Origin of the sequence: Nonomuraea turkmeniaca, from assembly GCF_005889735.1 — a bacterium.
Classification (GTDB): Bacteria; Actinomycetota; Actinomycetes; order Streptosporangiales; family Streptosporangiaceae; genus Nonomuraea; species Nonomuraea turkmeniaca.
This window is the reverse complement of the sequence record NZ_VCKY01000165.1, coordinates 1-23,144: the sequence shown is the minus strand read 5'-3', so window position 1 is coordinate 23,144 and position 23,144 is coordinate 1. Positions and strand designations below refer to the sequence as shown.

21 protein-coding genes and 1 pseudogene are annotated in these 23,144 nt (G+C 71.8%); 15 read left to right on the top strand and 7 right to left on the bottom strand.

Translation table 11 applies throughout. The annotated features are described in order from the left end of the window. Window positions 1-322, top strand: a pseudogene (locus ETD86_RS36725) (MFS transporter); the annotation flags it as partial. Here ETD86_RS36725 and ETD86_RS59725 read toward each other — a convergent pair. Beyond that, window positions 246-1,775 carry an LLM class flavin-dependent oxidoreductase gene (locus tag ETD86_RS59725; protein WP_138671244.1) on the bottom strand — a complete coding sequence of 510 codons (1,530 nt, stop codon included), beginning with the start codon at window positions 1,773-1,775 and terminating at the stop codon, window positions 246-248. The pseudogene ETD86_RS36725 and the gene ETD86_RS59725 overlap by 77 nt on opposite strands. A 97-nt stretch (window positions 1,776-1,872) precedes the next feature. On the opposite strand from ETD86_RS59725, the gene ETD86_RS36715 reads away from it, so the two are divergent. Beyond that, window positions 1,873-2,355, top strand: coding sequence for a MarR family winged helix-turn-helix transcriptional regulator (locus tag ETD86_RS36715; protein WP_211370544.1), 483 nt, complete (start codon window positions 1,873-1,875; stop codon window positions 2,353-2,355). 104 nt (window positions 2,356-2,459) lie between these two features. Here ETD86_RS36715 and ETD86_RS36710 read toward each other — a convergent pair whose 3' ends face one another. Beyond that, window positions 2,460-3,338, bottom strand: coding sequence for an alpha/beta fold hydrolase (locus ETD86_RS36710; RefSeq protein WP_211370543.1), 879 nt, complete (start codon window positions 3,336-3,338; stop codon window positions 2,460-2,462). Between the two features lie 264 nt (window positions 3,339-3,602). On the opposite strand from ETD86_RS36710, the gene ETD86_RS36705 reads away from it, so the two are divergent. The 4 genes from ETD86_RS36705 (at window position 3,603) to ETD86_RS36690 (ending at window position 9,117) form a co-directional block, all read left to right on the top strand. Beyond that, the gene (locus tag ETD86_RS36705; protein ID WP_138671241.1) at window positions 3,603-4,808 is read left to right on the top strand and encodes an MFS transporter; all 1,206 of its coding nucleotides are present in this window, start codon (window positions 3,603-3,605) and stop codon (window positions 4,806-4,808) included. Between the two features lie 9 nt (window positions 4,809-4,817). Next, window positions 4,818-5,804, top strand: coding sequence for a small ribosomal subunit Rsm22 family protein (locus ETD86_RS36700; RefSeq protein WP_170223455.1), 987 nt, complete (start codon window positions 4,818-4,820; stop codon window positions 5,802-5,804). A 223-nt stretch (window positions 5,805-6,027) separates the two neighbouring features. After that, complete coding sequence (locus ETD86_RS36695) at window positions 6,028-8,574, top strand: PKD domain-containing protein (protein ID WP_138671240.1); 2,547 nt, start codon at window positions 6,028-6,030, stop codon at window positions 8,572-8,574. A 72-nt stretch (window positions 8,575-8,646) separates the two neighbouring features. Continuing rightward, on the top strand, window positions 8,647-9,117 hold the full coding sequence (locus ETD86_RS36690; protein ID WP_138671239.1) for a hypothetical protein: 471 nt from the start codon (window positions 8,647-8,649) through the stop codon (window positions 9,115-9,117). 52 nt (window positions 9,118-9,169) lie between these two features. Here ETD86_RS36690 and ETD86_RS36685 read toward each other — a convergent pair whose 3' ends face one another. Then, complete coding sequence (locus ETD86_RS36685) at window positions 9,170-9,682, bottom strand: MarR family winged helix-turn-helix transcriptional regulator (protein WP_211370542.1); 513 nt, start codon at window positions 9,680-9,682, stop codon at window positions 9,170-9,172. 77 nt (window positions 9,683-9,759) lie between these two features. Here ETD86_RS36685 and ETD86_RS36680 point away from each other — a divergent pair, with 77 nt between their 5' ends. The 3 genes from ETD86_RS36680 to ETD86_RS36670 are packed head-to-tail and all read left to right on the top strand — an operon-like array spanning window position 9,760 to window position 12,227. Continuing rightward, window positions 9,760-10,671, top strand: coding sequence for an EamA family transporter (locus ETD86_RS36680; RefSeq protein WP_138671238.1), 912 nt, complete (start codon window positions 9,760-9,762; stop codon window positions 10,669-10,671). After that, on the top strand, window positions 10,668-11,309 hold the full coding sequence (locus ETD86_RS36675) for an NAD(P)-dependent oxidoreductase (RefSeq protein ID WP_246148756.1): 642 nt from the start codon (window positions 10,668-10,670) through the stop codon (window positions 11,307-11,309). The genes ETD86_RS36680 and ETD86_RS36675 overlap by 4 nt, the downstream gene beginning before the upstream one ends. Before the next feature lie 54 nt (window positions 11,310-11,363). After that, window positions 11,364-12,227: an SMP-30/gluconolactonase/LRE family protein gene (locus ETD86_RS36670; RefSeq protein ID WP_138671237.1), complete on the top strand. Its 864-nt coding sequence runs from the start codon at window positions 11,364-11,366 to the stop codon at window positions 12,225-12,227. A gap of 241 nt (window positions 12,228-12,468) precedes the next feature. Here the strand turns inward: ETD86_RS36670 and ETD86_RS36665 are convergent, their stop codons facing one another. Next, entirely contained in the window at window positions 12,469-13,659 is a 1,191-nt protein-coding gene (locus ETD86_RS36665; protein WP_138671236.1) for a cytochrome P450 family protein, read from the bottom strand. Window positions 13,660-13,831: 172 nt separating this feature from the next. Between ETD86_RS36665 and ETD86_RS36660 the strand changes: the two genes are divergently transcribed. The 3 genes from ETD86_RS36660 (at window position 13,832) to ETD86_RS36650 (ending at window position 16,515) form a co-directional block, all read left to right on the top strand. Further along, on the top strand, window positions 13,832-14,599 hold the full coding sequence (locus ETD86_RS36660) for a putative protein N(5)-glutamine methyltransferase (RefSeq protein WP_246148754.1): 768 nt from the start codon (window positions 13,832-13,834) through the stop codon (window positions 14,597-14,599). A 19-nt stretch (window positions 14,600-14,618) separates the two neighbouring features. After that, on the top strand, window positions 14,619-15,254 hold the full coding sequence (locus ETD86_RS36655; RefSeq protein WP_246148751.1) for a TetR/AcrR family transcriptional regulator C-terminal domain-containing protein: 636 nt from the start codon (window positions 14,619-14,621) through the stop codon (window positions 15,252-15,254). A gap of 133 nt (window positions 15,255-15,387) precedes the next feature. Further along, window positions 15,388-16,515: an esterase-like activity of phytase family protein gene (locus ETD86_RS36650; RefSeq protein WP_138671234.1), complete on the top strand. Its 1,128-nt coding sequence runs from the start codon at window positions 15,388-15,390 to the stop codon at window positions 16,513-16,515. Window positions 16,516-16,535: 20 nt separating this feature from the next. Here the strand turns inward: ETD86_RS36650 and ETD86_RS36645 are convergent, their stop codons facing one another. Both ETD86_RS36645 and ETD86_RS36640 read right to left on the bottom strand, forming a co-directional pair. After that, window positions 16,536-19,439: a pyridoxamine 5'-phosphate oxidase family protein gene (locus tag ETD86_RS36645; protein WP_138671233.1), complete on the bottom strand. Its 2,904-nt coding sequence runs from the start codon at window positions 19,437-19,439 to the stop codon at window positions 16,536-16,538. Further along, window positions 19,436-20,227 carry an HAD family hydrolase gene (locus ETD86_RS36640; RefSeq protein ID WP_138671232.1) on the bottom strand — a complete coding sequence of 264 codons (792 nt, stop codon included), beginning with the start codon at window positions 20,225-20,227 and terminating at the stop codon, window positions 19,436-19,438. Before ETD86_RS36640 ends, ETD86_RS36645 begins: the two co-directional genes overlap by 4 nt. 96 nt (window positions 20,228-20,323) lie before the next feature. Here ETD86_RS36640 and ETD86_RS36635 point away from each other — a divergent pair, with 96 nt between their 5' ends. Further along, complete coding sequence (locus tag ETD86_RS36635; protein WP_138671231.1) at window positions 20,324-20,956, top strand: TetR/AcrR family transcriptional regulator; 633 nt, start codon at window positions 20,324-20,326, stop codon at window positions 20,954-20,956. Between the two features lies 1 nt (window position 20,957). Further along, window positions 20,958-21,401: an acyl-CoA thioesterase gene (locus ETD86_RS36630; RefSeq protein WP_138671230.1), complete on the top strand. Its 444-nt coding sequence runs from the start codon at window positions 20,958-20,960 to the stop codon at window positions 21,399-21,401. A gap of 26 nt (window positions 21,402-21,427) precedes the next feature. Here ETD86_RS36630 and ETD86_RS36625 read toward each other — a convergent pair whose 3' ends face one another. Beyond that, a complete protein-coding gene (locus tag ETD86_RS36625; RefSeq protein WP_138671229.1) occupies window positions 21,428-21,916 on the bottom strand; it encodes a VOC family protein in 489 nt (162 codons plus the stop codon). A gap of 248 nt (window positions 21,917-22,164) precedes the next feature. Between ETD86_RS36625 and ETD86_RS36620 the strand changes: the two genes are divergently transcribed. Further along, on the top strand, window positions 22,165-23,144 hold a 980-nt coding region (locus ETD86_RS36620; RefSeq protein ID WP_138671228.1), incomplete at its 3' end, for a TIGR04222 domain-containing membrane protein.

Below are 23,144 nucleotides of genomic sequence, written 5' to 3'. Positions count from 1 at the left end.
GTTCGGGGGCGTGCCGACGCTGCTGCAGACGGCGCTGGTGACCGCGTCCGGGCCGGAGAACGCCGACGTGGCGACGTCCATGCAGACCACCGTCTACAACGCCGGCATCGCCGCCGGGTCGCTGGCCGGCGGCGTGGTGCTGGAGGACACAGGGGCCTGGGCGCTGCCGTGGACCGCGCTTCCGCTGGTGGCGGGCGCGCTGGCGGTCGTGGCCGCGGCCCGCCGGCACGCGTTCCCGCCTGGCCTTAGAGTCCGTGCCTGGCCAGGGGCTCGACGAGCTCGTGCTCCTCGTACGACAGATGCGACAGCAGGCTGTCGGTGAGCAGGTCCACGGCGGCACGCAGGTCGTCCAGGCGGCCGGCCGGGTCCCCGACGAACGCCACCAGCGCCCGGTCGATGCGTTCGAGGATCTTGTGGATGGCCTGGTGCTCCTCCTTGAGCCGGTCGAGCACCGGGGCGAGGGCGGGCTCGGCACGGCGCAGGTGGGGGAAGAGGACCGCGTCCTCGCCGGTGTGGTGCATGGTCACGAGCCGGCAGTAGGACTCGCAGTAGGCGCCGAGCGTCCAGTTGTTCTGGCGCATGGTCATGGCGTTGATGTGGGAGCGGGCGGCGTCCGCGTCGAGCGTGCCCGCGGCCACCTGGTCGATCAGATCGCGCAGCTGGGCGAGCTCGGTGCGCAGGTGGTCGTGCACGTCGATGAGGTGCCGGCCGTTGGCCTGCTCCCTGGGGGTGTAGCGCCGGTCGGGGTCGGGGCGCGAGGCGGTGGGCCGGGTGCTCTCGTCCCACACGCGGACGTCGCTCAGCCGCACGCCGTCGTCGGGGGTCGGTGTCACCCCCAGCGCGGGCGGCTGCTGGACGCCGGCCTGGGCGGCCGCTCCAGGCGCTGTCTCCCGGACACGTTCCACGGGGGCTTGCGTCCCCGGGGGGCGGCGAGCGGCGGCGACGAGCTCGCGTACGGCCGGCGCCGTCTCGGCGGCGAAGCGCTGGATCTGGCCCGGGTCGCCGGTCATGAGCGTGAAGACGCTGATGCCGTGCTCCAGAGCGAGCTCGGCGAGCTGGGCGGGTGGCAGGTCCTCGCCGAGGTTGAGCAGACGGCGGATGTCGCCGGGCGCACGACCGGCCTCGGCGGCGGCCTCGTCGATGACGTCGTTCCCTTCGGCGATCTTGGCCGTGGTCCCGAGGTGGGGAAGGGAGGGCAGCCAGCCGTCGGCGAGCCGTCCGGTGAGGCGGAGCATCCGGGGCTTGTACGCGCCGAGCCAGATGCCGATGTCGTGGGCGGGACGCGGTCCGCGCGGCGTGCCCTCGACCCGGTGGTGCACGCCGGGGAAGTGGACTCCGCCGGGCGCGTCTGTGTCCCAGGCGGCGCGGATGATCTGGATGCCTTCTTCGAGCGCCGCCACGGCCTCGCCCGGGCTCAGGCGCGGGGCGCCCATGGCGGCGATGGCGTCCCAGTAGCCGCCCGTGCCGAGGGCCAGCTCGAACCGGCCGCCGCTGAGGATGTCCAGGCTGGCGGCGGCCTGGGCGAGCATGGCAGGCGGCCGCAAGGGCAGCGGGTGCACGTTGCCCGCCAGCTTGATCGTGTCGGTGGCGGCCGCCACGTAGCCGAGCAGCGTCCAGGTGTCCAGGAGGGCCGGCTGGTACGGGTGGTCCTGGAAGGTGACGACGTCGAGCCCGGCGCGTTCGGCGAGCTGGGCCAGGGCTACGACGGTGTCGGGGTGCTGCGCGTACGGCACGATGTTGGCGCTGAAGAGCAGGTCGTGGCCGTAGTCGGGCATGAGGGGCTCCCTGGGCGCCATTAGTTGGTGTTACGAACAGTTGTTATGCGGAGAAAGTAGTTCGTATCGCCAACTACTGTCAACTAGACTCGGTCGCGTGGTCACCACGAAGGAGCCGCTCCCGGGGTTCACCGAGGCGCTCGTCCGCCTGGCGCACCTGGTGCAGCAGGTGTTCGACGAGGTCGCCAAGGAGCACGACCTGACGCCGCAGCAGGCCCAGCTGCTCTGCCTGCTCATCGACGGGCCCGTCGGGATGACGGAGCTGTCCCGGGCGCTGAATCTGGAGAAGTCAAGCCTGACGGGGCTCGTGGACCGGGCCGGGAAACGCGGCCTGGTGGCCCGCACCCGGGACGCGCACGATCGGCGGGCCTGCCGGATCGTGCTGACCCGGGAAGGGGAACGGCTCGGGGGGCAGGCGCACGACAGGACGACCGCGCGGCTGGAGGCGCTGGCGGGAGAGCTGCCGCAGGAGCACAGGGACCTGCTGGCGGCGGCCATCGGCGGGATCCTCGCGGAGCACGCCTCCCGGGCCGGGGCCCAACCGCGGGGGTCACGCGTCGGCGCGGAGGTCAAGCCGTAGCGCCGAGGTCGGGTGTCGTGGTCGGGCCTCGGCGTGGAGGTCGGGTGTCGTGGTCGGGCCTCGGCGTGGAGGTCGGGTGTCGTGGTCGGGCCTCGGCGTGGAGGTCAGGCGTCGGTGCGGGCCGGGTGGAAGACGTCGGCGAGGAACGCCACCAGGGCGGCCGTCACCTCGACGGGCCGTTCCAGCGGCGGCAAATGCCCCGTTTCCGGCAGGTCCACGCGGCGAGCGGCCGGGATGCCCGCGGCCAGCAGGCCGGACACCTCCTGGATGCCGCGCACGTCCGCCAGGCCGTTGATCACCAGCGTGGGCGCGGCAACCTCGTGGAGGCGGCCGGCAGCAGGCGGGTCGAGGTGGCGTTCGGAGGATCGGGGCCCGGTCCACGAGCGTTCGAACACCAGCCGGCACATCTCCACCGCCGCCTCCCACACCTCGCCGGAGAGCGCATCGCGCCCCCGGTCGGGACCCGCGACCTGCCACAACGTGTGCGCCTCCGCCATCGCGCGCACATCGGCGGGATTCACCGGCTCCGCGGCGCCCGCGCGGTAGCGGGCCAGGCGGTCGGCGGGCACCGAGCTGTGGACCCGCTCGCGGGCCTGCTCCAGCATGTCGGCCGGCCATGGGTGACCGCCCAGCCCCGAGCCGATCAGCACGAGCCCCGCGACGCGGGAGGGCGCCGCGAGGGCGGCCTCCACGGCGTACGCGCCGCCCATGGACGAGCCCGCCAGCACCGCCCGCTCCACCTCAAGCGCGTCCATGACGGCGAGCAGGTCCTCGTGGTGGCACACCTCGCCCTCGGCGTCGCCGGACCGGCCGGCTCCCCGGCGGTCGTACCGGATCACGCGGTAACGCTCTGACAGGGCCAGGAACTGGTGGTCCCACATGCGCTGGTCGGCCACGGCCGCGTGCAGCAGCACCACCGTGCCCGCCGGCGCCGCGGGCCCGGCCTCCTCGAACGCGATCTCGACGCCATCGACGATCACCATGGCCACGACGCTAGCGCCCGGCGGGGCGGGGAACCGGACCTGTTCGCCAGGGGCACATCGGTTGGTTGATAATGTCCACGGTTGGTATCGCGCGATAGATGGGGGTTCGCATGCGCCTCGGCAAGGTCACCGCTACCGCTTCGAGGCGAGGGCGCACCACGCTCTAGCCGGTCGCCGTCGGGCTCGTGCCGGCGGGCGATGCTCCTCGCCTGAAGCGGTCGCCTGCGTCAACGACCGTTTCCCCTTCCTGTCCGAGGAGCTCTTTTGCGTGCCTCCACATCCGCGCGTCTGGGCGCGGATTTCTCCAAGTTGTGGGCCGCGTCCGCGGTGTCCAACATCGGCGACGGCATCACCCTGGCGGCAGCGCCGCTGCTGGTCGCCTCACTCACCTCCGACCCGGCGCTGGTGGCCGGCGCCGTGTTCGCCCAGCAACTGCCCTGGCTGCTGTTCGGGCTGGTCAGCGGCGCGTACGTGGACCGGCTCGACCGCCGGCGGCTCATCGTGGCGGTCAACCTGCTGCGGGGTGTCGTGCTGGCCGCGCTAGCCGTCTCCGTGGCCGCGGACCTGGCCGCCATCCCGGTCATCTATCTGGCGTTCTTCCTGCTCGGCGCGGGGGAGACCCTCGCCGACACGGCCGCGGCGGCGCTCCTGCCCGCGATCGTGCCGCCCGACCGGCTGGCCTCCGCCAACGCCCGACTGATGGCCACGTTCACGGTGGCCAACCAGTTCCTGGCCAAGCCGATCGGCGCGGGGTTGTTCGCGGTCGCGGCGGCGCTGCCGTTCGGGGTGGACGCGGTGTCGTTCGCCGTGGCCGCCGCGATCGTGGCCACCGTACGTCCGGCGCCCGCGCAGCCGTACGAGCGCGGCGGCGGGCTGCGCGCGGAGATCTCGGCCGGGCTGCGGTGGTTGTGGCGGCATCCCCTCATGCGCACGCTCACCGTCAGCATGGGACTGGCGAACGTCGTGTTCGGCGCCGCGTTCTCGGTCTTCGTGCTGTACGCGCGCCAGCGGCTGGGGCTGTCCGAGATCGGCTACGGGCTGCTGCTCACCACCTTCGGCGTGGGCGGCCTGGTGGGCACCGGGCTCGCGGCGTGGCTGCGGGCCCGCTACGGGGCGACGGCGCTGCTGCGGGCCGGGCTGCTCGTCGAGGCGGGCACCCACGCCGCGCTGGCCGCCGTCACCGTGCCGTGGGCGGCCGCGGCGGTGCTGGTCGTCTTCGGGATCCACACGATGGTGTGGGGCGTCATCGTCGCCACGCTGCGGCAGCGGGTCGTGCCCGGCGGGCTGCTGGGCCGGGTCGGAAGCGTGAACGCGCTGGTCGACGTCGGCGGCGCGGCGCTCGGCTCGCTGGTCGGCGGGCTGGTCGCGCGGGCCCTGACGATCACCGCTCCATACTGGCTCGCCGCCGCCGTCATGACCGCCGTCGCCGCGGCCGCCTGGCGTCCCCTCGCCCAGGCCCGGTCCCTGTGAACGCCTCCCATGAAAGCGAACTCACTCATGCTGCCTGACGTGCTCAGGGCCGCCCTGGACAAGGCCTTGTCCCGCTACTCGCCACCGGAGCTGTCCCGGTCGGTCGCCCAGCTCACCGAGCGGTACCGCACCTCGTCGGCCGGCGGCACGCACCTGCGAGGCGAGGCCGACGTGGCCGCCTACGCCGCGTACCGCATGCCCGCCACCTACGCCGCCGCGGGCACCGCGATGCGCCGGGCGGCGGCGCTGGCGCGGGGCTTCCAGCCGAAGACGCACCTCGACGCCGGCGGCGGCACCGGCGCGGCCATCTGGGCGGCGGGCGCGATTTGGCCGTCGCTGCGGCAGGTCACGGTCATCGAGCACGACCCGCACGTCATCGACCTGGGCCGGCGCTTGGCCCGCGCGTCGGAGACCGCGGCCGTGCGGGGCACCACCTGGCGGCACGCCGCCATCCGCCCGGGCCTCGACCGGCCCCCGGCCGACCTGGCGACCATGTCGTACGCGCTGGGCGAGCTCCCCGAACAGGACCGTCCGGACGTCGTGCGCTGGCTCGCGGACGGCGCCACCATGGTGATCATCATCGAGCCCGGGACCCCCGCCGGCTACGCCACCATCGCCACCGCCCGGGAGGTGCTGACCTCGCAGGGCATGACCATCGTCGCCCCGTGCCCCCACGAAGGCCACTGCCCGATCCAGCCCGGACGCGACTGGTGCCACTTCTCGGTCCGGCTGCCCAGGACCCCTCTGCACCGCCAGGTCAAGGCGGGCACCCTGAGCTTCGAGGACGAGAAGTTCTCCTACGTCGCCGCCACGGCCGGCCCGTCGCCGCGCGCCGAGGCCCGGGTGCTGCGTCACCCGCAGAAACGCAAGGGCATGGTGTCGCTGCGCCTGTGCACCGCCGACGGCGGGGTCCGCGACGTGATCGTCTCCAAGCGGCAGGGCGAGCTCTACCGGCGCGCCAGGGACGTCGACTGGGGCGACGCGTGGCCGGGCTGACGGTTTCAATCGCACCAATACTCCACCGCCTGGAAAGTCCCCACAGGTTTTCAGAAATTGGCATGAACACCGAAGACCTGGTGACCTGCACCAAATTCACCGAGATCACGGAGCCATTGACGGGTAATAAGGAAACCCATACGATCTGACCGCTTTGCCATTATTCCTCAGCTAAAACGGGGCTTTCGCATGCTTTGCCGCATGCGACATCGAGGAGGACGTCATGCAGTCTGGCAAGCGGGGGGCTTTACGCCTGTGCGCGGTCTTCGCGGCGGCGGCCGTGCTACTCGGCGTCGGCGCCGTACCGGCAACGGCGACGTCGGCGGCGGCGGTCCAGGACGAAGCGCTGACCATCGAACCGTTCTTTGTGCCGATCGAACCCGACGGCAGTCCGGCCGCCGAGCCCAAGGCGGCGACCTCCGAGTCGTCCGCGGCAGCCGAGAAGGCGATCGTGGCCTCACGGGAGCAGGCCGTCCGTCGTGACAGCCTGTCCTACAGCGATCCCACGGTCCTGGCGGCGAGCACGGCACGCACACCGCCCGTCTCGCCCAACGAGGGCGAGGTCGAGCCCTGCTGGGACAGCGACGGAGGGCGCTCGGAGTTCGGGCGCGTCTACAACCGCTTCCTCTGGTGCCAGCGGGGCCGGATGGGCGGGACCATCTTCAAGAGCAAGGGCGTGCCGCTCGGCCGCGCGAGTTTCATCTTCCGGGCGGTCGCCTACGGCCGCGACGACGGCAACCGAAGCGTCAAGGTGTTCATGCGCGCGGAGAAGGACAGCGTCAGTTACGAGGGGTCCTCGAGCGACCTGCGGAGCGCGGTGCTGCACCTCTGGGCCGACTGCGACGACTGGCTGAGCGGCTGCTCGTCGGGCGGGGCGACGGCCGGCAACACCTTCGGGGGTTGGGACGACGACGACTCGTGGCACTCCTGGACCGTCCATTCCAGCGAGGTGGGCGGGAGCGGCCCCGACGCGGTGCGGCGGCACCTGTGGCATTTCAAGGTCAGGACCTTCCGGGTCGGCAGCTTCGATCCCGGTCCCCAGCCCATCGCCAGGTCTCACACGATCCGCTGCGACTCGGCGACCATGGGATTCCCGAAAAGCCGGTCCAAGGCCTGCATTTTCGACGACGTGATTCCGCACATGCAGTATTCCGTGCAGAATCCGAAGGTCGAGGAGGTGGCCAGGCACATCCAGTGCGCGCAGAATCCACCCTGCCTCACCTGGCCGCTCAAGGACGGCAAGTCCATTCCCGGGAAATTCGTCGACGGAAATCGCGACGTGCCCGGGTTGCATCGGATCATGGAGTCGCAGCCCGAGTACGGCAAGAACAGCTACCAGAAGACCCAGGCCTGCAACCGTGGATCCCCCTATCTCAGTCTGGGACTGCCTGCCGGCATGTACGACCCCACCCCGCCCCTCAAGCAGCAGTGCGACGAGTACCCGTTCGCCTCGACGAAGGAGGGTGCCGGCGTCGGCGACTGGAACTTCTCGGTGATGGGCGTGAACGGCCGGCAGAACAGCTGCGCCGGCGCCGCACTCGGCCGCTATTACAAGGATGACCGCATCCTCGTCTGGCGCGAGGAGGTCCCCGCCGACGCCCTGGACACCTACTACGTACGCATCAACGACAACAACGAGGACGGAGGGGATGACTACTGCGCCGACCAGAACGAGGGCGGCGGCGACCCGAACCAGCCACCCACAGTGAACGCGGGCGCCGACATGACGGGGCACGAGGGCTTCGCGACCACCCTGACGGGGAGCGCCAGCGACCCCGAAGGACCTGTGGCGGTGCACTGGACGTACGTCCCCGGGGCTGACACCGATCAGGGCGCCGCGTGCCACTTCAGCGAGCCGTACTCACCCGTGACGGACGTGACCTGCACCGACGACGGCACGTTCACGCTGACGCTGACCGCCAGCGACGGGGTGAACGCCGCCGTGGGCGACAGCGCCACCCTGACCGTCAGGAACGTCGACCCGCGAGTGCGCAAGCTGCTTGAAGGCATGAGCGCCGCAGAGGGTAAGGCGCAGGCTCCTCTGGCTGAGGTGCCAACGCCCGGCATCGCGTCTCCGCGACCGTGGCAGGTGTACCGGGCGGGCGACCCGGTCACCCTGACCGCGAACTTCACCGACCCCGGCCTGAACGACACCCACGAATGCGTGGTCGACTGGGACGACGGCCGACAGGAGACGTTCGAGGCCTCCGGCCTCACCTGCGAGCGGACCCACACCTATCAGCACCCGGGCATGTACACGATCAAGACCCGGGTGGACGACGACGACACCGGCACCGACGGCGACTCCGTCATGGTGATCGTCTACGACCCGGACGCCGGCTTCGTGACAGGAGGAGGGTTCATCGACTCCCCGCCCGGAGCGCTGGCCGAGGACCAGCAGACCACCGGCAAGGGGCACTTCACCTTCAATCCGATGTACCACAAGGCGGATGAGGGGCCCGCTCCCGGCGGTGGAAAGGTGAGCTTCCGCGTGGAGGGGACGGCCTTCGACCTCGACTCCCGCAGTATGGAATGGCTGGTGGTCGCACCCGACGGGAAGATCGCCGTGAAGGGGAAGGCCGGCGACGCGTACGGCTTCGTCCTCTACGGCTACGACGAGCCGGACAAGTTCCGGATCGTCGTCTGGCGCCTGGCGGACGGCCCCATCCCGGGCAATGACATCGTCTACGACAACCACCGCGGCGCCGGCTACGACCTTGACGTCGCCGGTCCGCAGGACATCAGGGGCGGCTCCATCAACGTCCACTGACATCCCGGTGGCAGACGGTGCCCGCGCCATGAATCGGCGCGGGCACCAGCGCTCGGGGAGGAACATGGAGTCATGCCTCGTCGCATCGCACGCCTGGAGATGGACGTCCTCGTCGTCCGTGGGACGATCTCACTGTTCGATGACGGTGGAGAGCAGATCGTCCCCGACCTGAACGACCTCGATCAGTGGCTCTTCACGGGGGACAACGCCATCGTGGCCGCCAGCGCCGGCTCGACCGACCACTTCGCCGCCGTGGCGATCGAGGCGTGGGACGGCGAGCCGCCCGGCTCCGGCCCGGCCTGGGAGGTGCAGGCCGACCGTACCCTCCGTCTCGGCAGCGGGGATCTCGAGGTGCACCCCCTGGTTCCGCCTCCCGGCACACAACTGCTGCGTGCGGGACCGCCTGGGCCGTACAGGCTGCGCGCGTACACGGCGGGACGCGCCGCGATCGCCGCACTCACCCCCAATCCGGACATCTACGCACTGCGCGGCGTCGAGCGCTTCCTCTTCCAGCTCTGGCCCGACAGTCATCGTTCTGCGTGAGGCGAGAAACGAGGCGCAGGCTCTGGCCGCTGTCGTGGGACCGCCCGTGCTCTTACGCGCGCGGCGAGAGATCCGTGACGTCGCCGAGCGACTCCAGCAGGTCGCGGAGCGTGCCCGCGAGCTCCTCGCGCCGCTCCGCGCTCAACGCGTCCAGCACCCGGTGCTCGGTCGCGACGTGGTCCGGCAGCGCCCGGTCGATCAGCGCGAACCCCTCCTCGGTGAGCGTCACGTAGACACCGCGCCCGTCCGACTCGTTCGGCGTGCGGGTCACCAGCCCGCGTTCCTCCAGCCGGTCCAGCCGCTGCGTGACCGCGCCGGAGGTGACCATGGACGCGCGCATCAGCTCGGCGGGCGTCAGCCGGTGGGGCGGATCGCTGCGACGCAACGTGGCCAGCACGTCGAACGAGGCCCTGTCCAGCCCGTGCGCGGCGAACGTACGCGCCAGCTCCGCATCGATCAGCCGGGACAGCCGGGACAGCCGGCCGATCACCGCCATCGGGGAAACATCCAGGTCAGGCCGCTGGGCGCCCCATTGTTTGAGAATGAAGTCGACGTGGTCTGCCACGGCCTCCACCCTACCGATGTCTTAGCGGTGAGGTAAATCACTGGCTAAGTAGCTTAGTGCTGAGATAGTTTGTCTTAGTGCTAAGTAATCGATGGACCGTCGTCCTGCTGACCGCGCTGACCCCCGCCATCTGGGGGACCACCTACCTCGTCACCACCGAAATGCTGCCGCCCGACCGCCCCCTGCTCGCGGCGCTGATCCGGGCGCTGCCCGCCGGGATCCTGCTGCTCGCCATCACGCGCCGCCTGCCCCAGGGGATCTGGTGGTGGCGGGCGCTGGTGCTGGGGGCACTCAACATCGGGGTGTTCTTGGCGTTGTTGTTCGTGGGCGCGTACCGGCTGCCCGGCGGGGTGGCCGCGACCGTCGGCGCCATCCAGCCGTTGCTGGTCGCCCTGCTGTCGGCCGGGCTGCTGCACGAGCGGCTGACCCCGCGCACCGTGGTCGCCGCCGTGGCGGGCGTGGCCGGGGTCGGGCTGCTCGTGTTGCGGGCCGACGCCCGGCTGGACGCCGTCGGCGTCGCCGCCGCGCTCGGCGGGGCTGCTGTCATGGCCGTCGGCGTCGTGCTGAGCAAGCGGTGGCCGTCCCCCGCGCCGCTGCTGGCCACCACCGGCTGGCAGCTCGTGGCGGGCGGCCTGCTGCTGCTTCCCGTGGCGCTCGTCGTCGAAGGTCCGCCGCCGGCCACGCTGACCACCGCCAACCTCGCGGGGTACGCCTACCTCACGATCATCGGAGCCGCCCTCGCCTACGCCCTGTGGTTCCGAGGGCTGCGGATCCTCTCGGCAACCAAGGTCACCTTCCTCGGGCTGCTCAGCCCGGTGGTCGCGACCGCGCTCGGCTGGGCCGTGCTCGGCCAGCGGCTCACCGCGGCCCAGGCGCTCGGCGCGCTCATCGTGCTGGGCGCGCTCGTCGCCGCCCAGCTCCAACCCACCCGCACGCGACCGCTGCCGGAGGCGGCGGCACCCCGCGTACTCATCGGAAAGGAATCATGAACACCATGCGCATCACCATCTTCGGAGCGTCCGGAGCCGTAGGCAGCCGGGTGGTGGCCGAGGCGCTGTCGCGCGGCCACGACGTGACCGCCGTCGTCCGCGATCCCGCTCGCCTGGCCCACACGCCCGCCCGGGTTCGGGCGGGCGACGCGTCGGACGTCGAGCACGTGGCCGCGTTGAGCGCCGGTCAGGACGTGGTGATCAGCGCGACCCGGCCCGCGCCCGGTTACGAGGGCGAGCTCCCGATCACCGCCAAGGCGCTGCTGGCCGGCGTGGCGCGGACCGGAGTGCGGCTGCTGCTCGTCGGTGGCGCGGCGGGGCTGACCGTGCCCGAAGCCGGCGGGCTCCCCCTCGTCGAGACTCCCGATTTCCCGCCCACGTTGCGGCCCATCGCGCTGGCCTGCAACGAGCAGCTCGAGGTCTGCCGCTCGGCCACGGACGCCGACTGGACGTACCTGAGCCCGCCGGCGTTGCTGGAGCCGGGGGAGCGTACCGGCGTCTACCGGGTCGGTGGCGACGAGCTGCTCGTCGACGCGCACGGCAGGTCGGCGATCTCCATGGAGGACTTCGCGGTCGCGCTGCTGGACGAGGCCGAGCTGCCCCGGCACCGCGGCAGCAGGTTCACGGTCGCCTATTGACCGACTCTGGCAGCATGATCGATACGTGGCCCGCCAGCGACCGAGGAGACCGGCATGAGCATCGCCCCGTACACCGTGACCGACCCCGTCGCCGAGCACGGCGAGGGACCCGTGTGGTCCGGCCGCTGGGGCGGGCTGCGGTGGGTCGACATGCTGGCCGGGGACGTGCTCGCGCTCGACGCGCAGGGCACGGTACGCCGTCGCCACGTCGGCGCGGTGGCCGCCGTCGTCCGGCCGCGCGTGTCCGGCGGCTACCTCGTCGCGGCCGAACGGGAGCTGCTGCTGTCCGACTCCGACGACCTGGACGCCCCGCTGCGCTCCCTGGGCGAAGCGTGGACCGACCCCGCGATCCGGATGAACGAGGGCGGCTGCGACCCCGGCGGCCGCTTCTACATCGGCAGCATGGCCTACGATGCCGCGCCCGGGCGCGGCTCGTTCTACGTGGCCGAGCCCGGGGGAGCCCTGCGCGTGGTGCTGGCGGAGGTGACGATCTCCAACGGGTTCGACTTCAGCCCGGACGGCTCCCTGGCGTATTACGCCGACACCACGACCGGCCGGGTGGACGTGCTCGACTCCGACCCGGAGAGCGGGCTCAGCGGGCGGCGCCCGTTCGCCGTCGTCGATCCCGCGCAGGGAGCGCCCGACGGGCTGACCGTCGACGCCGAGGGCGGGGTGTGGGTGGCGTTGTGGCAGGGCGGGGCCGTGCACAGGTACGACGCGGGCGGCCGCCTCGACGCGGTCGTCAGTCTGCCTGTACGCAAGGTCACGGCGGTGACCTTCGGCGGTGAGGACCTCGACCGGCTGTTCATCACCACCTCGGCCCTGGACGTGGACCGCGCCGAGCAGCCGGAGGCGGGCGCCGTCTTCGCCGCCGACCCGGGCGTGCGCGGCCGCCAGGTCTTACCGACGACGCTCTGACGGCCTACTGTCCGGCGAGGCGGCGTCTTCGTGGCGCGTCTTGGTGGGGGCGACGTCCATCCCGAGCCGGCGAGCGGGAAGGGCCGCTCCGGCGTCATCCGGCTCCAACATGGTCACCGGTGTGAACGTCGCCCATGGCTTGGACCGTCCGGCCCTGCCCGGCGGTTCCATGCTCCAGCGAAAAGTACGCGTCCGGCCGGCATCCGTGCGTCCAGCAGCGGGCGCTTCCCCGGCGGCCTGTTCAGGCCGCCGGCCGCAGCGTCATGGGAAGAGAGTGCAGCCGCCACGTGCCGGGGTCCGGCATGCGCGGGGGCTCCCCGGCGAGCGCCAGATCGGGGAAGCGGCGCAGCAGCGCGCCCAGCGCGATCCCGGTCTGCGTGCGCGCCAGCGACGCCCCGACGCAGAAGTGCGGCCCGTGCCCGAACCCGAGGTGCCCCGACGGCTCACGCCCGATGTCGAGCCTGTCCGGGTCGTCGAACACCCGCGGATCCCGGTTCACGGCCGGAATCGAGGCCGTGACCGGCACCCCCTTCGGCACGGGCACGCCGCCGATCTCGATCTCCTCCGTGGTGAAGCGGGGGATGGTCAGCAGTCCAGGGCCGCACCAGCGGATCAGCTCTTCGACGGCCCGTGGCATGAGGCCGGGGTCGGCGCGGAGCGCGGCGAGCTGCCCGGGATGGCCGAGCAGGGCCACGACGGCGTTGGCGATGAGGTTCGTCGGCGTCTGGCCGGACAGGACGAGCTGCCACACCATGGTGACCAGCTCCGTGTCGGTGAGCCGGTCGCCGTCCTCCTCCTGGATGCGGGCCAGGTCGGAGATCAGGTCGGCGCCCGGCTCGGCCTTGCCCCGGGCCGCCGCGGCCTTGGCGTCCTCCAGGATCCCCGGGATGGCCTGCGCGAACGCGTCGCCGTGGCCGGCCTGAACGGCGACGCCGTATTCGCGCCATCGAGGGCGGTCGGCGGCGGGGATGCCGACCAGCTCGCAGATCACCTCCATCGGCAGCGGCCGCGCGAAGCGCGCCAGCAGGTCGACGGTTCCGTCCTCGGCGACGTGCTCGGGCAGCTCGTCGAGCAGGCCTTCGACGACCCGCTCGATCCGCGGCCCGAACTCCGCCGCCTTGCGCGGCGTGAAGGCCGGCGCCACCAGCTTGCGTAGCCGGGCATGCTCGGCACCCTTCATCTCGGACATGCCGCGCATGTACGGCAGGCAGTCGTCCGGCACGCCGGGCCGCTGGTAGCTGCTCTCGTTGAGCTCCAGCCGCGGGTCGGCCAGCATCGCCCGGGCCTCCTCGTGCCGTAGCACGGCCCAGAACGAGTACCCCGGCCCCACCAGCCGCGCCACCGGCGACTCCGCTCCGGTCCGTGCGTACGCGGTGAAGGGATCACACAGCACCGCTTCGTCGGTCAGGTCCATCTCGGGCACACCGGTCATCGACACTCCCCAATTTCAAATGATGCCATCATCTGAATGATGACGGTATCCTGACGGTGGCGCGAACGGCAACCGAGGGGAACGATGGCCAGGCATCGGGGGCGGCCCGCGGAGATGTGGGCAGGTTCTGGTAGGAAAGACGTTCATGTCGGTCTTTTCGTCATCCGTCGCGATGTCTGACATCGCGGCCACGCTCCGCGCTGCCGGCTGTGTGTTCGCCGAGGACGAGGCGGAGCTCATCGTCGCCACCGCGCGCACCCCCGACGAGCTGGCCGCCATGCTCGAGCGCCGCGTCTCCGGCCAGCCGCTCGAGCACGTGCTCGGCTGGGCCGAGTTCTGCGGGCTGCGGCTGGTCGTGGAGCCCGGGGTGTTCGTGCCGCGGCCCCGTACCGAGTTCCTCATCGGCCAGGCCGTCGCGCTGGCGCGCGGGATCCCCGGGACCCCCGTCGTGCTGGACCTGTGCTGCGGCACGGGGGCCATGGGCGCGGCGCTGGCCGCAGGGCTGGCGCGCCCGGCCGAGCTGCACGCCGCCGACCTCGACCCCGCCGCCGTGCGCTGCGCCCGGCACAACCTGCCCGGTGGCCACGTCTACGAGGGCGACCTGTACGAGCCGCTCCCCGCCACGCTGCGCGGCCGGGTCGAGCTGCTGATCGCCAGCCCTCCCTACGTGCCGTCCGGGTCCGTCGGGCTGCTGCCGTCCGAGGCCCGCCTGTACGAGCCGCGCGTGGCGCTCGACGGCGGGGACGACGGGCTGGACGTGGTACGCCGGGTGATCGCGCAGGCGCCGGAATGGCTCGCGCCCGGCGGCCACCTGCTGGTCGAGACCAGCGAACGCCAGGCGGCCGACACGGTGCGCGCCGTCGAGCAGGCCGGCCTGGCGGCGCGCGCGACCGGCTCCGACGACCTGGACGCCACTGCGGTGATCGGCACACTTCCTTAGCGATGTTAAGGTGGCGGCGATGGCTCAGAAGGGACTGGCCCGCGACACCGTCGTCCGCGCCGCACTGGAACTGCTCGACGAGGTGGGGCTGGACGGCCTCACCGTCCGCCGCCTCGCGGCCCGGCTGGGCGTGCAGAACCCGGCGCTCTACTGGCACTTCCGCAACAAGCAGGAGTTGCTCGACGAGATGTCCCGCGAGCTGCTCGGCCCGGACATGGGCGGCCCGCGCGACGGCGAGACCTGGCGGGACTGGCTCGCCCGCCGGGCGCACCGCTACCGCCGCATATTGCTGAGCCACCGCGACGGGGCGCGGCTGGTCGCGGGGAGCGACCCGGGGCCGGCGGTGGCCCGGGCCTTCGAGAAGGAGCTCAAGGCCCTGACCGGGCTCGGGTTCACGCCCGCCGAGGGCCTGCACGCGATCAGCTCCCTCAGCCACTACACGCTCGGCTTCGTGCTGAACGAGCAGGGGCGCCGCGATCGCCAGGCCCGCGGCGCCGGTCACGACCTCGCCGAGTACGCCGCCGAATTCCCGCTCACGGTCGCGGGCGTACGCGAGAGTGGCGCGCCCACGAGCGACGAGGCGTTCGCTCACGGGTTGCGGCTCATTCTCGACGGCATCGCCGCGACCAGAAATTCATCAACGAATTTGTCCTGATGGCCGATGACGTGCCCATATTCGGGCGTCCTGCCTGCATGGACTTCCTTCATCATTCGCGGTTTCATTTTCTCCGTCAGCGCAGTCGGCGGCCCTTTCAATTGGGGAGAAAATGGCTCGTACGCGGAGAACAATGGCAATTGTCGTCGCATTCGCGGTGGCGGCGGCGAATGTCACGCCGCCGGCGTCGGCGGCCGGACGGCGGGACCCGGTGCGGATCACCCGCTTCCTGGGGGAGCAGCGGCTGCCGCACCTGACCCGCTTCGAAGGCACCGCCGTGGGCGGCCTGTCCGGGATCGACCGGGATCCGCGCACCGGCACCTGGTATTTCCTCTCCGACGACCGATGGCGCTACAACCCGGCCCGCTTCTACACCGGCCATCTGGACATCGACCGGGTGTCGGGGGCGTTCAACGGGGTTCATCTGACCGGCGTCACGACGCTCACCCGGGCCGACGGCACGCCGTACCCGGCGTACGGCAAGCCGGAGTCGGCCGACCCTGAGACGATCAGGTTCGACCGGCGCGGCGGCCGGCTGCTGTGGGGCGACGAGGGTGACCGGCCGGACCGCAGGAACCCGGCCATCCCGATCTCCACGTCCACCGTGCGGGCGATGGACCTGCAGGGACGGCACCTGGCCGAGCTGCGGCCGCCGCGGAATCTGCAGTTGACGGACGCCGAGCGCGGCCCGCGCCGCAACTTCGGCTTCGAAGGGCTGGCCGTCACCGCCCGTTCGATCGTCGCCGTGACCGAGGGGCCGCGCTTCGAGGACGGGCCGCTGCCGACGGTCGAGCGCGGTGCGCCGGCGCGGCTGACCGTGTGGAGCCGCCAGGGCCGGCTGCGCGGCCAGTTCGTCTACCCGCTCGACGCGCTGCCGGCCGCCCCCGTCCCGCCCGGCGGCGAGGCCGACAGCGGGGTGTCGGAGATCCTGGCCATCGACGAATACCGCTACCTGGCGCTCGAACGTGCCTGGATCGAGGGCGTGAACTACCGGGTGCGGCTGTACGAGATCGACCTGCGCGGCGCCACGGACGTGCTGGACAGACGCTCGCTGGAGCGCGGCAGGCCGTACCGGGCGGTGGCCAAACGCCTGGTGTACGACCTGAGCTCGGTCAGCGTGCCGGTACAGAACCTGGAGAGCATGGCCTGGGGGCCGCGCCTGGTGAGCGGCGAGTGCACGCTGGTGATCGGGTCGGACGACAACTTCAACCAGCAGGAGGTCACGCAGTTCCTGGCTTTCGGCGCCACCGGTTGCCGCTGACGCGATGATCGTGCTCGGGGTCAAAGGCCGTGGATGCGGCGGCCGGTGATCTGCCGGCAGGTGATGCGGATGTACAACTGCCGGTCGCCGCCCGCCCACGGGGTGACGTCCGCGGAGGACACCTCGGGCACCTCCTCGGGCGGCACATGATGGGCGGGACCCTGCACCAGGACGCTCCACCCCTCCCGGTTGGTCTCGTCGATCAGGTCGACCTCGAACGCGATCTTGATGTCGACCCCGTCGAGCCCCGTACGCAGATCGTTGTCCATGGACCCGCCGGCGGCGGTGCGGAAGACGATGGCGCCCTCGTGCATCTTGTAGTTGACCGGCAGCACGGTCGGACCGTGCGAGCCGTTGAACGCCACCCGCCCGATCCCCCCAGGAGCGATCAGCCGCAGGCACTCCTCCTCACCGAGGATCTCCAGCGTCGGGTTGGCCATGGCGGGACCGTGCCCCGGCGGCCGTTCCCTGCCCCCGCCGAGCAGCTCTTCCGTGGTGGTCCGCAGGGCGTCGGCCAGGCGGTAGAGCGCGCCGGTGTCCGGTACGTCGGCGTGCTCCTCGAGGTATTTCAGATAGCCCGGCGACATGTCGGCGCGCACGGCGACCTCCTCGCGGGTCAGGCCGAGGTGCGCGCGCTGATGGATGATGCGACGTCCGAGATCCCCTGTCCTCGTCATGATCGCATCCCCTCCTCTGTAGAACCGGCACGCGACGCCGTTGACGCGTGCCTCCCGATGGTCGGCGTCGATGAACAGCTGCCGGCCGCGGAAGCGGATCGGCATGGACAGCACGCCGAGCCTGCCCGGTAGCAGCGGATCCAGCCGCAGCCCGTCCCGCAGCAGCTCCAAGCCCAGATAGCAGCGCTGCAGGAGGTCGAGCGTGCCGCCCATGGCACCCAGGTGGACGCCCTCCGCGGTGGTGCCTCCCTGGACGTCCCTGATGTCGCTGTGGAGCGCTTCGGTGAAGAACCGCCAGGACTGCGCCCGGTTGGCGCGGGCCAGCACCCAGGCGTGCACGACCGCGCTGAGCGTCGAGCCGTGGCTGGTGCGCTTCAGGTAGTACGCGACCGTACGGGGGATCAGGCCGGGTTCGACGGGGTAGCCGAGCCGCTCCAGGATGGCGGTCAGCTCCTCGCCGGTCAGCAGGTAGCACAGCATGAGCGTGTCGGCCTGCTTGGACGCCTTGTAGCGGTTGACGTCGTCGCCCTCGGCCTCCAGGACACGATCCAGGCGGCGCACGCCGCGGTAGCGGTGCCAGTCGAGCTCTCGCAGGCCGGCGTACCCGCTGAACTGGCTGATGACGCCGTCGTGGAAGTCGACCCGCAGGCGGCGGCCGATCTCGTCCCAGCGGTCGGGCTCGGCCTGGTCCGGCACCAGGTCGGGCGCGAGGCGGGCGGTCTCGCGGGCGCGCAGCAGCAGCCAGGCCGTCATGACGTTGGTGTAGGCGTTGTTGTCGATGCCGGGTACGGCGGCGCCGGGGTAGCGGTCGTGGTATTCGTCGGGGCCCATGACGCCGCGGATCTCGTACCGGTCGCCGTGCCGCACCGCCATCGAGGCGAAGCACCTGGCGATGTCGAGCAGCAGCTCGGCGCACCACGGCGGCATGGAGCCGGTGGCCAGGTAGTGCTGCCAGACGTTGTACGCGATGGCCAGGCCGACGTGCCGCTGCAGGTGGGAGTGATCGGGCAGCCAGCGTCCCGAGGCGGGGTTGAGGTGCAGGATCTGGGTCTCCTCGCGGCCGTCGCTGCCGCTCTGCCAGGGGAACATCGCGCCGTCGTACCCGGCCTCCCGGGCCGCGTCCCTCGCTTCGGGCAGCCGCCTCCAGCGGTAGCGCAGCAGGCCGAGCGAGATCTCGGGGAAGCGCAGGCTCAGCCAGGGCTGGACGAACAGCTCGTCCCAGAACACGTGGCCGCGGTACGCCTCGCCGTGCAGGCCGCGGGCCGGCACGCCGGCGTCCAGGTCCGCGGTGTGCGGGGAGAGCGTCTGCAGCAGGTGGAAGATGTGCAGGTGCACGATCCGCGACAAGTCGGGGCCGCCCACGTCCAGACGGGCACACCGCCACAGCCGTTCCCACGCGGCCGTGTGCCGGGCCAGCAGGTCGACGAACGGCGGAGCGCGGCGTACGTGACGCAACGCCGCCGAGCGGGCGTCGTGGCAGGCGTGATCGCGTGACGTGGTCAAAGCCACGGTCTTCGTGACCACGGCCGGCCGGCCCTGCGCGAGCTCGACCACGTGCTCGCAGGCGATGCGGTCGGCCTCCCGCTGAAGAGAGGCCGGCTTCTGGGGCGCGTCGATCCGGCCGGCCAGGGCGACGGTGATGCGGGAGCAGCGGGTGATGGCGGTCAGCCAGGCGATGTCGTCCTGCGTCCCGGTGTCGTGGCAGGTCAGGTGGTCGCCGCGGAGGTCACGGTAGCGCACCACCCCTCTGTTGGCCACCCGCCCGTCCAGCATGGACCGCACGCGCAGCCGCCCCGACCAGTTCTCGGCCGTGAACGTCGTCTCCATCGCCGCCAGGTAGGGCTCGGCCATCGACACCAGCCGGCGCTGGCTCACCGCCGTGATCCGGCCCGTGGGGTCGCGCCAGCGCAGCTGCCGCGTCAGCACCCCGTGCCGCAGGTCCAGCTCGTGGCGGTAGGCCAGGAGGTCGGCCCGCTCGGGCACGAACCACCCGCAGTCCGGTGTGGCGAACGTCAGCGGCAGCCAGTCGGGCAGGTTGACCATGTCCTCGTTCGTCACGGTACGGCCTGCCACGACGGAGTCGATCCGGTCATAGCAGCCGGCCACGTACGTGCCGGGCGTGCGCGTCTCGCCGTCCGGCGTGGCGCCGCGCGTGGCGAACCTGCCGTTGCCCAGCGTGCACAGCGCCTCGCGCAACCCCTCCCCGCCGGGGTCGAAGCCTTCGTAGGCCAGCGTCCAGGCGTTCATGGCCGCCCCACAGGCACCCGCCCCGTCACGCCGACGTCGGCCAGGTCGGTGACGACGACGTCGGCTCCGGCGGCCCGCATCGCGTCCGCCCGTGACCCGTCCCGGCCGGCTTCGGCGGCATCCGCCTCCGGAGACCCGCTCCGATCCACCGCGACGACCAGCCCGAAGCCGCCTCGGCGGCCGGCCTCCACGCCGGGCAGCGCGTCCTCCACGATCGCCACCTCCGCGGGAGACGACTCCAGGCGGCGCGCGGCCTCCAGGAACAGCGCGGGATCCGGCTTGCCCGGCAGCCCCAGCTCGGCGGCGTCGGCGCCGTCCATCAGCACGTCGAACAGGTGCAGCAGGCCCGCCGACGACACCATCGCGCGGCAGTGCCTGCTCGCCGAGACCACCGCCGTACGGCAGCCGCGCCGCCGCAGCTCGTGCAGCAGCGCCACGGTGGACGGGTACGCCGCCACACCGTGCTTCTCGATCTCCGCCACGAACAACGCGTCCTTCGCCCGCCCCAGCCCGTGCACGGTCTCCGCACCCGGCTCGTCGCCCGGTCCGCCCTCGGGCAGCGAGATGCCCCGGGAGGCCAGGAACGTCCGCACCCCGTCCAGCCGCGGCCGCCCGTCCACGTACGCCAGGTAATCGGCCCGGACGTCGAACGGCGCCGAGCCGCGATCCCGCAGGAACCCGTCGAACACGTGCTTCCACGCCGCGGCATGGACGCGCGCCGTGTCGGTGACCACGCCGTCGGTGTCGAAGACGGCCGCGCGGAGGCTGGTCAGGTCGAAGGTGGCCATGCCTGGACGCTACCCGCGCAAACGCCTGCCAGCCCTGGTCGCCGAACCCGTCTGCCAACTATGCGAACGATCGGTCGTTCATATAGCCTGGGGCACATGACACAAGACGGCCGGCGGCTGCGCGGATCACGCAGTCGCGAGGCGATACTCCAGCAGGCGGTGGGGCTGGCCTCCGTCGAAGGGCTGGACGGCCTCTCCCTGGGACGGCTGGCGGCGGCGGCCGGCGTCAGCAAGTCAGGCTTCTTCGCCCACTGGCGCGACAAGGAGCAACTGCAGCTGGACGCCGTGGAATGGGCGGCCCGCCAATGGAAGGAGCAGGTGGTCGAGCCCGCCCTCCGTGCGCCCGCGGGCGTCCGGCGGCTGTTCGCGGTGCACGAGGCGCGGCTGGCGTTCTACGGCGCCCGGGTGCTGCCGGGCGGGTGCTTCTTCTTCGCCGTGCAGGCCGAGTTCGACGACCGTCCCGGCGCCGTCCGGGACCGGGTCGCGGGGGCCATGCGCGAGTGGCAAGGGCTCATCCGCCGGCTCGTGACGGCGGCCGTGACGATGGGCGAGCTGGCCGGGGACGTGGACCCGGCGCAGCTCGCCTACGAGATCGACGCGCTGGGCGAGATGGTCATCATCCATTCCCGGCTGCTCGACGGGGCCGACGCCCTCGTTCATGCGCGGCGTGCCGTGTTGCAGCGGCTGCGAGCGCTCTGTCCTGACCCAGCACTACTTCCGGAGGATTGACATGGTCGACAGCGGCGCTTTCGAGCCGGTCCAGGTGTATTTCGACGACCTCGACGCGATGGGCCTGCTGCACAACTCGCGCTACGCGTTGCTGGTCGAGCGGGCAGTGGCGGCGTATTGGCACCGGCTCGGCTGGGCGTCCGACCCGGCGCGGTCGGCGTTCAAGGACGTGTTCCTGGCGGTGCGGGAGTTCAAGGTGACCTACCACGTGCCCATCGCGGGGGCGGGCGAGGCGTTGGTGCACTTCTGGATCGATCGCCTGGGACGCACCAGCGCGGTGTACGGCTTCCGGGTGTTGTCCGCGGACCGGGAGGTGGTGCACGCGGAGGGCTACCGCGTCAACGTCAACCTGGACCCCGCCACGTTGAGGCCCGCTCCGTTCAGCGACGAGCTCCGCGTGGCCGCCGCGCCGCTGCTGCTCACGGCGTCGCTCAGCGGGACCTGACGCCGAGAGCGGCGATATCCGGCGGCTCAGGAGGCCGGGGGACGGGCGTCGTCCGTGCCGAACCCGTCCAACGCCTCGCGTTCCTCAAGCGTGCGCAGCTCCTCGAAGACGGTGATGTGCAGGCCGGCGGGGGCGTCGAGGCGGGCGTTGAGCGACTCCCACGGGGTGACCGTGGGCGGTGCCACTTCGGTCGCGCCCGCCGACACCAGCCGCTCGGTGGTGGCCCGGGCGTCGTCCACCTCGAACGCGACCCGGATCTTCGGGGCCACCTGCCGCCCCACCTCCACCTCGTCGATCATCTTCTTCTGCGCCGGATTGGCGATCTCCAGCGTGGCCCGCCCGGCGTCCAGGATCGCCACCCGGGCCCCGTCCCCACTGGAGAACGCGGCCTGCTCGGGAAGCCCCAGGACGTCGCGGTAGAAGGCCAGCGCGGCCTCGTAGTCCTCCGCCTCGACCACCAGGCGGAGCTGGCGGACCGGACGGCGGCCGCCCTCGGGCTGGGCGTGGGTGCTCATGGTTCTCCTCCGGGAGGTCACAACGTTCGTTTCCCAGCAGTAACCCGCTCGCCCCGTGCGTTCATCCCGCAGGGGGCGGCAGATGCTGCGTGTGGCCAAAAGTGCACTTTTCCTGCATTTCGCGACGCTGGGTCGCGAATGGGGCACTTTTGCTCATTTTGAAAACCTTCCTGGGAACCGCCGCCCTGGCCGGAAACGTCTTTTGAGCAAACGGGATTTTCCCGCATTTTCCTGTCAGGGGGACGCCTATGAACCTGCTTTTCTCCGGGGTCGCCATCGTGCTGTTCGCGCTCGTCGCGATCACCGCGATCAGGACTCGGATGGCGTTGTTCTTCGCCCGCAGAGGCAAGGCCTCCACCAGTGCCTCGGCCACGCGCTCTCCGCTCGACGTCTACGAGGCCGCGTACCTGGCGGGCGGGCCGCGCCGGGTCGTCAACACGGCACTGGTGTCGCTCGTCTCGCAGGGCGGGGTGCGGGTGTCGAGCGAGGGAGTCGTCACGCCGGTCCAGGGGTTCCGGCCCGACAAGCAGAAGCCCGTCGAGCGGGCGGTGATCAAGCAGATCAAGTCGGCGCCGGGCGGGTGCACGACGGCGGAGGTACGGCACAACACGGTCGACGATCACGCGATGCGGCGGCTGACCACGCCGCTATGGCGGCAGGGGTACCTGATGGCGCCGGCCGACCGGGTGCTGTCGCGGCGGCGTACGGACAGGCTGCTGCTCTTCGCCGTGCTGGCGACGGTCGTGGCCGTGGCGGGGATCGTCATGCGGGCGCAGGCGGCCGCGCTCGTGATCCTGGCCGTGACGGCGGTCATGGGGGTGGCCTGCTGCTTCTGGCTGCGCCGCGCCATGGCCGACCCGGTGACGCCGGCGGGCAAGGCCGCGCTGTCGGAGGCGGACGTGCGTGTGCCGGTGGGCGGGTCGTGGTCGAGCACCGACGAGATCCGGCTGGTGGCGCTGCACGGGCTGACCAAGCTGCCCGACCGGCAACTGGCCGACACGCTGGGGCGTGACACCCGGGTCAGGGTCGGCACGATCACCACGTGCTGCGCCCCCGGCCACTGCGGGTCGTACCCCGGGCACAGCGGCGGAGGATCGTCCGAGGGCGGGTTCTTCGACTTCGGCGGCTCCCACGGAGGCGGTTATGGGGGCGACTACGGGGGCGGCATGCGGCGGCGCATCGACATCGCGGCCAGCATCCTGAACACGCCCGATCTGCTCTTCCTCGA

Bases quoted from the DNA above. Each gene is read 5' to 3' on its own strand.
- ETD86_RS36665 (WP_138671236.1), bottom strand. From the start codon at position 13,659: ATGACCGGTGTGCCCGAGATGGACCTGACCGACGAAGCGGTGCTGTGT.
- ETD86_RS36630 (WP_138671230.1), top strand. From the start codon at position 20,958: ATGGTCGACAGCGGCGCTTTCGAGCCGGTCCAGGTGTATTTCGACGAC.
- ETD86_RS36690 (WP_138671239.1), top strand. From the start codon at position 8,647: ATGCCTCGTCGCATCGCACGCCTGGAGATGGACGTCCTCGTCGTCCGT.
- ETD86_RS59725 (WP_138671244.1), bottom strand. From the start codon at position 1,775: ATGCCCGACTACGGCCACGACCTGCTCTTCAGCGCCAACATCGTGCCG.
- ETD86_RS36625 (WP_138671229.1), bottom strand. From the start codon at position 21,916: ATGAGCACCCACGCCCAGCCCGAGGGCGGCCGCCGTCCGGTCCGCCAG.
- ETD86_RS36675 (WP_246148756.1), top strand. From the start codon at position 10,668: ATGAACACCATGCGCATCACCATCTTCGGAGCGTCCGGAGCCGTAGGC.
- ETD86_RS36710 (WP_211370543.1), bottom strand. From the start codon at position 3,338: ATGGTGATCGTCGATGGCGTCGAGATCGCGTTCGAGGAGGCCGGGCCC.
- ETD86_RS36650 (WP_138671234.1), top strand. From the start codon at position 15,388: ATGGCAATTGTCGTCGCATTCGCGGTGGCGGCGGCGAATGTCACGCCG.
- ETD86_RS36635 (WP_138671231.1), top strand. From the start codon at position 20,324: ATGACACAAGACGGCCGGCGGCTGCGCGGATCACGCAGTCGCGAGGCG.
- ETD86_RS36660 (WP_246148754.1), top strand. From the start codon at position 13,832: ATGTCTGACATCGCGGCCACGCTCCGCGCTGCCGGCTGTGTGTTCGCC.
- ETD86_RS36655 (WP_246148751.1), top strand. From the start codon at position 14,619: ATGGCTCAGAAGGGACTGGCCCGCGACACCGTCGTCCGCGCCGCACTG.
- ETD86_RS36700 (WP_170223455.1), top strand. From the start codon at position 4,818: ATGAAAGCGAACTCACTCATGCTGCCTGACGTGCTCAGGGCCGCCCTG.
- ETD86_RS36645 (WP_138671233.1), bottom strand. From the start codon at position 19,439: ATGAACGCCTGGACGCTGGCCTACGAAGGCTTCGACCCCGGCGGGGAG.
- ETD86_RS36695 (WP_138671240.1), top strand. From the start codon at position 6,028: ATGCAGTCTGGCAAGCGGGGGGCTTTACGCCTGTGCGCGGTCTTCGCG.
- ETD86_RS36670 (WP_138671237.1), top strand. From the start codon at position 11,364: ATGAGCATCGCCCCGTACACCGTGACCGACCCCGTCGCCGAGCACGGC.
- ETD86_RS36640 (WP_138671232.1), bottom strand. From the start codon at position 20,227: ATGGCCACCTTCGACCTGACCAGCCTCCGCGCGGCCGTCTTCGACACC.